Annotated in this window: 13 protein-coding genes; 7 read left to right on the top strand and 6 right to left on the bottom strand. The window is 61.3% G+C overall.

The features are described from left to right. Positions 1–58 precede the first annotated feature (58 nt). Positions 59–361, bottom strand: coding sequence for a DUF6124 family protein (locus tag HX873_RS06975; protein ID WP_017478434.1), 303 nt, complete (start codon positions 359–361; stop codon positions 59–61). Positions 362–655: 294 nt separating this feature from the next. Next, entirely contained in the window at positions 656–946 is a 291-nt protein-coding gene (locus HX873_RS06970) for a hypothetical protein (RefSeq protein ID WP_003212934.1), read from the bottom strand. Between the two features lie 162 nt (positions 947–1108). Here HX873_RS06970 and HX873_RS06965 point away from each other — a divergent pair, with 162 nt between their 5' ends. The 5 genes from HX873_RS06965 (at position 1109) to HX873_RS06945 (ending at position 5544) form a co-directional block, all read left to right on the top strand. Continuing rightward, positions 1109–1414 carry a MazG-like family protein gene (locus HX873_RS06965; RefSeq protein WP_017478435.1) on the top strand — a complete coding sequence of 102 codons (306 nt, stop codon included), beginning with the start codon at positions 1109–1111 and terminating at the stop codon, positions 1412–1414. After that, a complete protein-coding gene (locus tag HX873_RS06960; protein WP_076017967.1) occupies positions 1411–2160 on the top strand; it encodes a methyltransferase domain-containing protein in 750 nt (249 codons plus the stop codon). Before HX873_RS06965 ends, HX873_RS06960 begins: the two co-directional genes overlap by 4 nt. Before the next feature lie 24 nt (positions 2161–2184). Next, on the top strand, positions 2185–2790 hold the full coding sequence (locus HX873_RS06955; RefSeq protein ID WP_177122507.1) for a DUF4136 domain-containing protein: 606 nt from the start codon (positions 2185–2187) through the stop codon (positions 2788–2790). Between the two features lie 45 nt (positions 2791–2835). Next, entirely contained in the window at positions 2836–3393 is a 558-nt protein-coding gene (locus HX873_RS06950; RefSeq protein WP_063033314.1) for a DUF4136 domain-containing protein, read from the top strand. 129 nt (positions 3394–3522) lie between these two features. Beyond that, positions 3523–5544, top strand: a complete 2022-nt coding sequence (locus HX873_RS06945) for a pilus assembly protein TadG-related protein (protein ID WP_256349584.1) — start codon at positions 3523–3525, stop codon at positions 5542–5544. Here the strand turns inward: HX873_RS06945 and HX873_RS06940 are convergent. Both HX873_RS06940 and HX873_RS06935 read right to left on the bottom strand, forming a co-directional pair. Continuing rightward, positions 5541–8288, bottom strand: coding sequence for a PAS domain-containing sensor histidine kinase (locus HX873_RS06940; protein WP_008439008.1), 2748 nt, complete (start codon positions 8286–8288; stop codon positions 5541–5543). The genes HX873_RS06945 and HX873_RS06940 overlap by 4 nt on opposite strands. After that, positions 8285–8725 carry a TadE/TadG family type IV pilus assembly protein gene (locus HX873_RS06935; RefSeq protein WP_003212919.1) on the bottom strand — a complete coding sequence of 147 codons (441 nt, stop codon included), beginning with the start codon at positions 8723–8725 and terminating at the stop codon, positions 8285–8287. Before HX873_RS06935 ends, HX873_RS06940 begins: the two co-directional genes overlap by 4 nt. 71 nt (positions 8726–8796) lie before the next feature. Here HX873_RS06935 and HX873_RS06930 point away from each other — a divergent pair, with 71 nt between their 5' ends. Then, positions 8797–9282 (top strand): prepilin peptidase, encoded by a 486-nt coding sequence (locus tag HX873_RS06930; protein WP_177022463.1) that lies wholly within the window; start codon positions 8797–8799, stop codon positions 9280–9282. Between the two features lie 114 nt (positions 9283–9396). Next, positions 9397–10185: a response regulator transcription factor gene (locus tag HX873_RS06925; RefSeq protein WP_003212915.1), complete on the top strand. Its 789-nt coding sequence runs from the start codon at positions 9397–9399 to the stop codon at positions 10183–10185. Here HX873_RS06925 and HX873_RS06920 read toward each other — a convergent pair. Both HX873_RS06920 and HX873_RS06915 read right to left on the bottom strand, forming a co-directional pair. Continuing rightward, positions 10182–10454, bottom strand: a complete 273-nt coding sequence (locus HX873_RS06920; RefSeq protein WP_008439006.1) for a DUF3613 domain-containing protein — start codon at positions 10452–10454, stop codon at positions 10182–10184. The genes HX873_RS06925 and HX873_RS06920 overlap by 4 nt on opposite strands. A 22-nt stretch (positions 10455–10476) precedes the next feature. Beyond that, on the bottom strand, positions 10477–11199 hold the full coding sequence (locus HX873_RS06915) for a tetratricopeptide repeat protein (RefSeq protein ID WP_032899853.1): 723 nt from the start codon (positions 11197–11199) through the stop codon (positions 10477–10479). Positions 11200–11210: the final 11 nt, after the last annotated feature.

Genomic DNA, 11210 nt, shown 5'->3' with positions numbered 1-11210 from the left:
TTGGCTGATCCACCGCTTTCGCGAGCAAGCCCGCTCCCACATTTTTGACCGCGTAGTGTCAGGTTTTGCGCGGGTGCAGGCATTCGATGGAGCGGTCGACGGTGGTCTTGGCAATTTCCAGCAAGTGCCACACCGCCAGGATCTTCGCGCGCTGCGGGCTTTCCAGCAGTTCGCCGCAATCAAGCGCAGTCGCCGAGGCACTGCTGAGCAGGCTGGCGGTGTAGAGCAGGGAATCTTCGAAGCTCAGGTCTTCGTTGATGGTGTGGAAGCCTTGGGATGGCAGGTAATGTTCGAGGGCGCGATTGAAGGCGGCGCGGTCGTTGAGGAGGTCGCTGGGTGGGTCGGGAACAGGCTTATGCATGGTGTAACTCCACTAGTAGGTAAGGAGCTGACACCCGCGCGACTAAACGAGGGTGGCGGCTGTACGCAGGTTAGTCGACCGGCTAGTGGAACCCGGCGCACCCGAAGGTGCCCTGCGCACAGCCGCCATGAAGCATGGCGACAACTTGCGCTCACTAATTCCGGGCGACTAAACCCGATCACTGATATGCAGTGAAGGGCCGAAGACTAGCCACCCATCCCAACAGGCACAAGGCCGAAAGATTGTCTCGGAAACGTCCCTCAAATTAAAGGGATTTACCCTGCTGGCCCTTTATTAATGCACCACCCAGCTGAGCACCCACAGCCCGAGCATCAACCAGATAATCCCCATGATGATCGAAGCCCGCATAAACGCGCGCACCGCCGAGTACAACAGCATCAAGCCGATAATCAGCATGAGGATGCTGATGATCGAGGTGTCCATCCCCAAGGATCTGGACAGCCCGTCGACAAAGTCGCCGCCCGCGTGGGACAGGGTATTGAACAGCCCGCTGAACAACTCGACGATAAAGTGGATGATCTGGCCGATCTTGAGACCCAGCCATCCGAAAAAGTCTGTTTGCATGTGTGTGTCCTGATAAGACGGTGGGCGTAGCTGCCGAACCTGAGCCTTTGTTCGTTATTGGCCCAAGCTAGTTCCCTTCTAGCATAGAGGTTTACGGGCCGCAGGGATTCACTTGCCTTCGCGCGGCTTGCGCCCGAAGCTATACACCTTCAGGAGCCCCCCATGAACCTCGATCACCTCACCGAACGCCTGCACCGCATCCGCGATACCAACGACTGGAAGCAGTTCCACAGCCCCAAGAACCTGGCCATGGCCGCCAGCGTTGAAATGGCCGAGCTGGTGGAGATATTCCAGTGGTTGAGCGAAGACCAGTCGCGCCAGTTGCCCGCCGACAAACTCGCCCATGCCGGCCAGGAAGTCGGTGACATCGTGCTGTACCTGCTGCTGTTGTGCAGTGAATTGGGGTTGGACATGGATCAGGTGGTACAGGCCAAGCTGGCCGACAGCGAACGGCGGTTTGCCAAATGAGCGACCGTCATTTCGACCAGTTGGCCACCCGCTTTGCCGAGAAGATCTACGGCGGCGCCAAGGGCGCGATTCGCCTGGCGGTGCTGCAAGCCGATCTGATTGAAGCGCTGCCGGACCGCCCGCTGCGGGTACTGGATATCGGCGCGGGGCTGGGCCATATGTCGCTGTGGCTGGCCGAGCGCGGCCACGATGTAACCCTGGCCGAACCCGCCGAGCCGATGCTCGAAGGCGCCCGCCAGCGTTTCGCCGAAGCCGGGCAGACAGCCACCTTCATTCAGGCACCCTGGCAGGACCTGCTGGGCCAACTCACCGAGCCCTACGACCTGGTGCTGTGCCACGCCGTGCTGGAATGGCTGGCCGAACCCCATGCGATCCTGCCGGTGCTGCACCAGTTGACCGCGCCCGGTGGCTGGCTGTCCCTGGCCTTCTACAATCGCGACGCCTTGATTTACCGCAACCTGCTCAAAGGCCACTTCCGCAAAATGCGCAAGAACGACATGGCCGGTGAAAAGCAGAGCCTCACGCCGCAACAACCCCTGGACCCACGGGAGTTGGCGACGCAACTAGAGGGCCTGTGGCAGGTCGAAACCCAAAGTGGCGTGCGGGTGTTCCACGACTATATGCCGGTGGAATTCCAGGCCCGCGCCGAGTTGCAGGATTTGTTGGAGATGGAGCTCGCACACCGTCGTCACCCAAGCTTTGCCGGACTTGGGCGTTATTTGCACTGGATCTGCCGTCCGGTTTAAGCGGCCCAGTCTGCGGAGGTCGAAATGAAGCGCTGTCTTGGACTGATCCTGCTGGGCCTGGGCCTGGCGGGTTGCCAAAGCCCCAACCCGTATGTGGCGGCGTCTGCCCCGATGCCGCCGGCGCCTGCCCAGGCGGCCAACACCTTTGATGCCAGCGCCTACCCGGCGCCGGTGCGCGACTACGGCGCGTACCGCAGTTGGGCCTGGCTCAACAACCAGCTGCCGGCAGGCTCGGCCTGGGCGGATTCGGCGCAGATTGCCGAGGCGGTCAGCGGCGCCCTCGACCAGCGCGGCCTGCGCCCCTTGCATGACAACCGCGCCCCCGACCTGCTGGTAAGCGCCGACGTGCGCCTGGAAAAACGCCTGCGCCAGGTTCAGGACGACTATGGCTACGGTTACGGCGGCTATAACCGCTACGGCAACGGCTACGGCATGTACAACACGGTGCCGCTGGTACGCACTTATGAAGTGACGGTGGCCGTGGCGCGCATCAGCCTGTTCGACGCGCGCACCCGCCAGCCGGTATGGAGCACCAGCGCCGAAACCACGAGCCAGGGCAGCCTCAGCGAGCGCGCCGACTCGCTGCGTGAGGCGATGCAAAAGGCAATGACTGCCTACCCACCCAGTTAGCAGCTATTCTCATCTCAGGCCCGGATTGTCTTTTGGAGAAAAACCATGCTTCGTCGTATTGCTGCACTTGCTGTTGTTGTGTTGCTGGGCGGTTGCCAGACCAGCCAGGTCAACCATGATTTCGACGCCAGCCGGGACTTTGGCGCCTACCGCAGCTGGAGCTGGAAAGAACCCGCGCTGCAATACCGCCCGGATGACCCGCGGATCAAGAGTGACCTCACCGAACAGCGCATCCGCCAGGCCGTGGGCGAGCAGCTCGACCAGCGTGGCCTGCGTCCTGCCGCGCCGGGCACCAAGGCTGACCTGAATGTACAGACCTACCTGATCGTCGAAGACCGCCAGCAACAAGTCACCACCAATTACGGCGGCGCCTGGGGCGGCCCGTGGAATGGTTACTGGGGCGCGCCGATGTATAACGAAACCCGCAACATCACCTACAAGGTCGCGACCATCCAGATTGACTTGCTCGACGGCAAGGATGGCAAGCTGGTGTGGCGTGGCAGCGATGAGCAGATCCTCGCCAGCTCGCCTGAACCCCGAGACCGCAGTGCCGCTATTCGTGCCACGGTGACCAAGGTGCTTTCCAACTACCCGCCGCATTGATCGCCTGATCAGCCCTCCGCCAGTCGTCGATCTATGGCGACTGGCCTGCAGCCCCCGCCGCTCTTGACTACACTCCCAAGCAACACAGGAGAGTAAGCGCTCGGCAGTGTGCCGGCAAAGGAGTGCTCGATGTCTCTTCGACTTCGTTCCGGTCACCACGCCGGGCCTGCAAGGCAGCGCGGTGCGGTTGGCTTGGTGGCGGTCTTGACCCTGGGCATGGTGCTGGTATTCATGTTGCTGGTGGTTGATAGCAGCCGTTTGTACCTGGAAAAACGCCAGTTGCAGGGGATTGCCGATATGGCGGCACTGGAGGCAGTGCAGCGTAAGGGGGATTGCCTGCCCGCCACCAATACCGCGCCCACCTATGCCCGTGCCAGCGCAGTGCGCAACGGTTATGTCATCCCGCCAGCAAACGCCCTGATAGTGAAATGCGGCGTGCTGACCACCGGCGCCACCAACCAGCGGGTGTTCTCCGCAGACGCGACCAAGACCGATGCCATCCAGGTGACTGCCTCGCGCCCGATCATGACCAGCGTTGCCGGGGGGGTCTGGGCGTTGTTCAGTGGTAGCGGCTACAACTTCAACACCCAGTTGTCTGCCGTCGCGGTGGCGGCGCCGAAGATCCTGCCGCCTCAGGCGCAACTGACGATCAAATCGACACTGGTCACCGTGGACTCGAGCAAATCAGCAGCACTGAACCTGTTGTTCGGCCAACTCTTGGGCGGCTCACTGAACCTGAGCGTGGCAGGCTGGCAGGGCCTGGTAGACACCAACATCAACTTGCTCAGCTACCTCAACCAGCTGGCGTTGAACGTGGGCGTCACGGCCGGAGCCTACGATCAACTGCTGACCAAGACGGTCAAGATCAGTCAACTGGTCGACGCAGCCATTACGGTGCTCAGTGCCGGAGGCAATACAGCCAGCGTGGCGGTCAGCGGTCTTACCAGTATCAACGCGATAATCGGCAACCTTGATGTCACCCTGGGCAGCCTGCTGCAGCTGCAAACGGGGGCGGTGTCGGCGGGGCTGAACACCAGCCTGAATGTGTTCCAGTTGGCCGAAGCCTTTGTGCAATTGGCCAATACCAAGAACGGGGTGGTGGCGACCATCCCGGTGAATATTCCGGGCCTGGTGAATGCAGGTGTTCAGGTCAAGGTGATTCAGCCACCGCAGTTGTCCGCTATTGGCGATCCGCGGTTTGCCGTGGATAAAACTTCAGCAACCCGCATTTACGTAAAAACGGCTCAGATCAGCGTCGGCCTGACGTTAGGGTTGCCACCGCTGGATTCTCCCGCGGTGCAGGCCGCCCTGAACGGCTTGATCGGGCCACTTTCGGACGTTTTGAACAACTTGTTGAGCTTGAACCTGGGAGGAACCATCAGTTCGGTGCTGTGTGTACTGGGTGGTTATTGCCAGATGACGAATTTGCAGGTGCTGTCGTCATCCTCAAACCCGCCGGCCGCCAGGATAGATGTGGTCCTTCAACTGGGCACGGCTGAAAGCTATGTCACCGGGTTTACCTGCGTCAGCGACGCTACCAAGACCCTGACCACCCAGACCAATGCCTCGATCGTTACCGTGCAAATTGGCCAGAGCCCGCAACTGATCAACGCGTTTAACAGCAACACCACCCTTAATCCGATTCCTCCAGTGCCGGTGGTGGATATCGGATCCATTACCTGTTTCAAACCCTTGCTGGGCCTGGGGCCTACCACTTGTGATCCGTCTACCCGCAAACCGTTTTACGGGGGCGGCCTGGGCTTGAGCGTCAACAGTCCGGTGGGCGCTGCGACAAGTGCCTTGCCCCCCCACACGTACCTTCAGCCGCCGGAAATCAACCTGCCGCCGCAGTACTACGCCTCATCGACAGCCAGCCTTCTCAGCGCGATCAGTAACGCGTTGAGCGGTATCCAGTTCCAGGTCTACAAGCCAACGGGGTTCAATCTGCTGGGAGGGTTATTGACGACGGCGGGCACAGTGCTAAACGGGCTCAACAGCACCTTGGGCACCGTGATTGGCGGAGTGCTCAGCCCTATTCTGGACCCGGTGGTGAACAGCCTGTTGTCGAACCTTGGGGTTAACCTGAACGCGGTGGAAGTGGGCGCCAACCTCAGTTGCCGGCCGCATGGGCAAGCGGCCCTGGTGAATTAGGCTTCAACCACCGGCAACTCCACACAGAACTTCGCCCCATGCTCGCTGTTGGCGACGCTCAACCGGCCGCCCATGTTCTCGACAATGCCGTAGCTCACTGACAACCCGAGGCCGGTGCCCACGCCAATCGGCTTGGTGGTGAAGAACGGCTCGAAAATCCGCTCCAGCAGCCGCGGGTCAATCCCGCCGCCGTTGTCCTCGACCCAGATGCGTACGTGGCGGCTGTCCTGCTCGATCTGCACCGAGATCCACGGTTGCAGGTCGCGGTCGTGCTCGCGTTTGCTCAGCAGGGCATCGCGGGCGTTGACCATCAGGTTGATCAGCACCTGCTCCAGCTGGTCGACATAGCCTTTGACCTGCACCGTCACGTCTAGCTGTGCCACGCGCAGGTCCACGCCTTTGCCGCGCATGCCTTCACTGAGCAGCGACAGGGTGCCTTCCACCGCCTGCGCCGGGTTGAAGGGCTGCTGTTCGACTTCCGAACGGCGGCCGAACACCCGCATGTGGTCTACCACGCGGGCTGCGCGCTGGACCTGGGAGTCGATACGCTGGAGTTTTTCCGTCAGGTAGTCGATTTGTGCATCACCGTTGCTCAAGCGCTTGAGCACGTTGACGATGGCCATGCGCATCACATTCAACGGCTGGTTGATCTCATGGGCCAGGCCGGTGGCCATTTCGCCGAGGGTGGCCATTTTGGCGCTTTGGGTCAGTTGCTGCTGGGAGCGGCGCACTTCGGTGTTGTCGCGGCCCACGGCCTGCACTTCCTGCAATTGGCCCTGTTCGTCGAACACGCCCCGGTCCGACCACACCCACCAGGCATGTGTGCGCCCCGGCAGTTGCAGGCTGATTTCGGCGGTGCTCACGGGGAATTCCGGGGTGAGCTGGCGGATGCGCAGTACAAACGCCTCGTGTTGTTCGTCCGACAACCATTGGCGGAGGTTCATGCCCGGCAGCTGTCCAGGCAGGCATTCCATGTAGTTGGCCAGGGGCGTGTTGCCGAAGGTCAGGGTCAGGTCCGGAAGGTAGCGGCAGATCATGGCCGGGGAGTCTTCCACGAGGATTCGATAGCGCTCCTCGCTTTCCTTGATCCGTTGCGCCGCCAGGGTCGTCTCGGTCACATCCAGCCACAGGCCCACGGCTTCCACGGGCAACCCGAGGTCGTCGCGCAGCAGCCGGGCTTCATCCAGCAGCCAGTGGTAATTGCCCTGTGTGTCGAGCACCCGGTAGCGACTGCGCACGCTGCCTTCGCGCAGCAGTTGGCGGGTACGGTCGAAGTAGAGGTCGCGGTCTTCGGGGTGGATCCACTGGTTCAGCGTCGCCGGGGTGAAGTCGGCCAGGGTGCGGCCAAGCAGCGGCAGCAAGCTGTCGCTGAAGAACACCGGTTGCAGTGTGCCCTCGACATAGCGCTGCACATAGATCACAGCCGGGGAACTGGCGATCAGGTTATCCAGGCGTGCGTGGGCGGCGGCGGCCTGTTGCTCCTGGTTTTTTATGTCGCTGATGTCGAGCATGAAGCCCACCAGGCGGCGATGCTCACCCGAGCCCAACGCTTGCCCTTGCACGCGATACCAGATGGGGTTAAGCGCCGCGTCGGCACGTTGCAGGCGCACGCTGGTGGACAGCGGTTTGCCCAGGGTCTTCAGGTCTTGCAGGCGGCTGGCGAGTTCTTCCCGGTCGGCAGGGTGAATCAGCTTGAGCCACATGGGTAGCGACAGCTGTGTGATGGCCTCGCCTTGGCTCAGGGTGTGCAGCAGCGGTGGGGCGAGTTCGAGGTCTTCAGTGTGTGGGGACAGCTCCCACCAGCCGGTGCCGAGCAATCCTTGCAGCGCGTCGAGGCGTTCCAGCTGCTGTTGATGGCGCAGTTCGCGCAGGCGTCCGAGCAGCGGTGCCGCGAGGGCGGCGGTCAGTTGCAACCAGTCACGGTCGCTGGTGTGTTCCTGGCGGTGATACACCCCGCACAGCAGCCATGCGCCCACGCCCAGTCCGTCGCGGTAGGGCACCAGAAAACCATCGGTATTGCCAAACAGGCCTTGCAGGCGTGGGTGTTCGCTGTGGCCACGGTTTACCTCCAGGCTCACTGGCGCCGTGCCGCCCAGGCTGTCGAGGCTGGAGCCCAGGGCTTGGCCGTTGCTCCAGAGTACCGGCGCATCGTGGGCGGTGTAACAGCCCTCGATGCACCACGCCTGGCCCTGCTCATCCAGCAAGGCGATGGCGACGCAGGGGATGTGCCAGTGCTGGGAAATAGCCTGCAGAGTGTCTTGCAGTACTTCGGGCAGGCGCACCAGGCTGCAGACCCGCAGTTGCTCGCTGATCTGGTCGCTCACCCGTTGATTGTGTTCGCGCACCTGGGTGAGTTGGCGATGGGCAATCAGGTCGCCAATGTCCAGCAATTGCAGGAGCCAGCCCTTGCCTTCGGGTTGGACCCAGCCACGGGTATGCAGGGTTTGCCCGGCGAGCCCCTTGAGCTCCAGGTCCAGGCTTTGCCCCTGCCAGTCGCTGGGCGTGCCCTCGATCACCAGGCGGCTCGCCGCAGTGAGGTAGTCGAGCAGCGAGGGTGCCTGTTGCTGTTGCGCAGCGGGGTGTTCGAGTCGATGGCGAAGCGGGCCATGGACATCCATTACGCGGCCCTGGGCGTCCAGGTAGAACAACAACGCGGCGGTTGCCGGGATCGCTGCCGGTGCGTCAGCAGGCAGCTGGTTGCCGCGTCCGAGCAGGCGGCCGAAGAGTTTATCGCCTGAGGTCAAAACTGCATGCTCGACTGGGCGGACAGCATGGGAGGCAGGGCGGGGACGGTACCGATGCCTGGCAATACCAGGAACGGCAGCACACTTTGGAGGCTGGACGTCGGGTAATTGATGTACACCGTCAACACGCCTGACGAGTTGTAGACGGCCGTCACGTACCCGGGAAGGAATTTGAACTGGGAGGGGATCCACGCCAGTTGTGCCTGCGCCGCACTGACGGCCTGCAGCGGCAGTGCCGTGACGTAGCCAGGCGTGGCGGGGTCCAGCGCGACGCTACGTCTTACGCCTTCGGCGGCGGCCTGGGTAAAGGACTGCATCAGCAATAACGGCAAGCTGTAGCTGACTAGGCCATAAAAAATGGCAAAAAAAATCATGAAGACCATCGCGAACTCCAGCGCGGCGGCACCTTTTTGCTTTTTAGCGAGGCCTTTTTTCATGACTCGTCTACCCTGACTACTACTACCTGATATCAGCATAGAATCATTCAGCAAAAAGGGATTTTTTTTACGTGATTCAAAGCCTCGTCCTGGTCGTTTGGCTCGCGCTGTGCGCTGTGCAAGATATCCGTCTACGTCAGGTCTCCAACCGTTTGACCCTCGGCGCAGCCTTGCTGGCGTTGGTTTACCTGTTCTGGAGCGGTACGACCTGGCTCGGTGCGCCGGCTGTCGAGGGCGGTGTGGCCTTTGTCCTGGCGTTGTTGTTCACCCTGCCGGGTTACGCGCTGGGCCGCCTGGGCGCCGGTGACGTGAAGCTGATCGTGGCATTGGGGCTGGCAACCGACTACCTCTACGTACTGGGCACTTTTATCGGCGCCGGCCTCGCGAGCGCAGCCTGGCTGTTGCTGGCGCCCAGGGTGTGGCCGCTGATGAATCAAGGGCTTAGGAATACCTTGCAGTACCTTGATCCGGCACATTCGGCCAGGCAGCCGTTCGTGCCGTTTTTACTGATCGGTTTTTGCCTGTCCTGGTTTTGGATCCCATTAGTCGCCACGTAGGGTATCGCTATGTACATAGTAGGAAAGTACGTCTACGTTTATGGGTAAGTTGCATAGGAAAAATGGTCGGAATGGATACATCGGTCCTTTTGCTTGCCAGGCATGGAGTAGCGCGTGAACAAGCTTACCTCTCAAGTGAAAGTGCTCGTGGTGGACGATCAGCCTTTGATCGTGGAAGAGCTTTGCGAATTTCTTGAAAGCAACGGTTACCGTTGCGTCCCTTGCGCATCCAGCCAGGAAGCCATCGAGCGTTTTCGCGACGATGCCGAGATCGGCCTGGTGCTGTGCGATCTGCATATGCCCGAGATGGATGGCATCGAACTGGTCCAGGCCCTGCAACACCTGGCCGGCAAGCAACGGGTCTTTGAGGCCATCATGCTGACCGGGCGTGCAGACAAGCAGGACGTGATCAAGGCCTTGCGCGCCGGGATTGCCGATTACTACCAGAAGCCGATCAATTTGGGCGAGCTGCTCGAAGGGTTGCAACGCCAGGTGGTCGCGCTGCAGGACCGGCAGAAAGATCTCGACCTGGGGCACCTGAACCAGAAGCTGCAGTTTCTCTCGGCGTCCATCGATGACCTTTATCATGACCTCGACAAGGTGCGCAGCAGTCCGCAATCCGGCCTGTCGACTGAAGCCGAGGGTGAAGTCAGCGACACTGACCGGGTTGAAATACCGGCGATCTTCAATCAGTTGTCGCCCCGCCAACTGGATGTCGCAAGGCTGGTAGGCAAGGGCCAGACCAACTACCAGATTGCCTGTGAACTGGGCATCACTGAAAACACCGTGAAACTCTACGTGTCCCAAGTGCTGCGCCTGACCCATATGCACAACCGAACCCAGTTGGCGCTGGCGTTATCGCCGAACAATTCTGCGGCGCGCCAGCGCGTCACTGCGCATTAGTTGTTGCTGCCTGGGGTGTTGCCGCCCAGTTTCTGGTCGTAGTACTCAGGAATAGGGTGTTTGTAACTGTCCAGCAGGCGTTGCATGGCCTGGTCGCGTTCAGCGGGCGTGGCCTTCTGCCGGATGGGAGATGCGCGTTCGCCACTGACCTGCAGTTGCAGCCAGCCTTCGGTCTGTTTTTGCTGTGGCGAAGAAGGCCCCGGCTCAATAGCCAGCACCGTCAGCGGCAGGCTGGCGAACAGCAGCGTGGCGAGCAGTGTGAATTTCATCGTGTGTACTCCCTTTAGAGACCTATTTGACCGGCGCTTGCAGCACGTCGCCTACGGTTGCGACCTGATCTTTTGGCGCTGTCGTCGGTGAGACGGGCGCCTTGAGTTGCTGCGCCCGGGCCTGGGCTTGCGTCACTTGTTCCGGGCTCAGGCCCATGCGGCTGGCCACTTGTGCGGCTTGTTCCCAGTTGTCCTGGTAGATCATCAGCGTCACCAGATTGATCGCCGCCAGTTGATCGCTCTGCTTGAGCTCCATGGCCGTCAGGAATTCGAAGCGTGCATCTTCCACGCGCCGTTGATTGAGGTACACCACGCCCAGGTCGTTGCGGATTTTCTCGTCGGTGGGCGACATCCTGGCCGCGCGTTGCAAGTGCGCCATGGCCTGGCCGTTGTCTCCCCTGGCCGCTGCCAGCTGGCCGAGCCCGTGCTCGCCTTCGGCAGCCATGCAGGTGCCGAGCAGGCTGCGGTACAACGGTTCGGCTTCGCTGCGGCCCAGCAGGCGGTACACCTTGGCCTGGCGCTGGCGCACCTGGGGCAGGTTGTCCGGCAGGTTTTGCAGGTTGGCCAGGCTGGCGTGCAGCTTGCCCTCGTTGGCCATGTCGTCGGCCAGGTTCAGCGATAACTCCTGATTGGAGTTGGGCTTGGCACAACTGCCCTGCGCGCTGAAACCCGCCCACGGCAGTTGCCCGTTACTGGCGCAACCACTTAACAACAACAGGCTGCAGGCGACCATCAATGTCTTCATTGCATGTCCTC

Origin of the sequence: Pseudomonas sp. P7758 (assembly GCF_013386485.1) — a bacterium.
Lineage (GTDB): Bacteria > Pseudomonadota > Gammaproteobacteria > Pseudomonadales > Pseudomonadaceae > Aquipseudomonas.
The sequence above is the reverse complement of the archived record's forward strand: the minus strand, read 5'-3'. Positions and strand labels throughout refer to the sequence as shown.

What these genes read in the sequence shown, in the direction of transcription:
- HX873_RS06955 (WP_177122507.1), top strand. Translation starts at nt 2,185, where the DNA reads ATGAAGCGCTGTCTTGGACTGATCCTGCTGGGCCTGGGCCTGGCGGGT.
- HX873_RS06915 (WP_032899853.1), bottom strand. Translation starts at nt 11,199, where the DNA reads ATGAAGACATTGATGGTCGCCTGCAGCCTGTTGTTGTTAAGTGGTTGC.
- HX873_RS06975 (WP_017478434.1), bottom strand. Translation starts at nt 361, where the DNA reads ATGCATAAGCCTGTTCCCGACCCACCCAGCGACCTCCTCAACGACCGC.
- HX873_RS06965 (WP_017478435.1), top strand. Translation starts at nt 1,109, where the DNA reads ATGAACCTCGATCACCTCACCGAACGCCTGCACCGCATCCGCGATACC.
- HX873_RS06960 (WP_076017967.1), top strand. Translation starts at nt 1,411, where the DNA reads ATGAGCGACCGTCATTTCGACCAGTTGGCCACCCGCTTTGCCGAGAAG.
- HX873_RS06920 (WP_008439006.1), bottom strand. Translation starts at nt 10,454, where the DNA reads ATGAAATTCACACTGCTCGCCACGCTGCTGTTCGCCAGCCTGCCGCTG.
- HX873_RS06970 (WP_003212934.1), bottom strand. Translation starts at nt 946, where the DNA reads ATGCAAACAGACTTTTTCGGATGGCTGGGTCTCAAGATCGGCCAGATC.
- HX873_RS06945 (WP_256349584.1), top strand. Translation starts at nt 3,523, where the DNA reads ATGTCTCTTCGACTTCGTTCCGGTCACCACGCCGGGCCTGCAAGGCAG.
- HX873_RS06950 (WP_063033314.1), top strand. Translation starts at nt 2,836, where the DNA reads ATGCTTCGTCGTATTGCTGCACTTGCTGTTGTTGTGTTGCTGGGCGGT.
- HX873_RS06935 (WP_003212919.1), bottom strand. Translation starts at nt 8,725, where the DNA reads ATGAAAAAAGGCCTCGCTAAAAAGCAAAAAGGTGCCGCCGCGCTGGAG.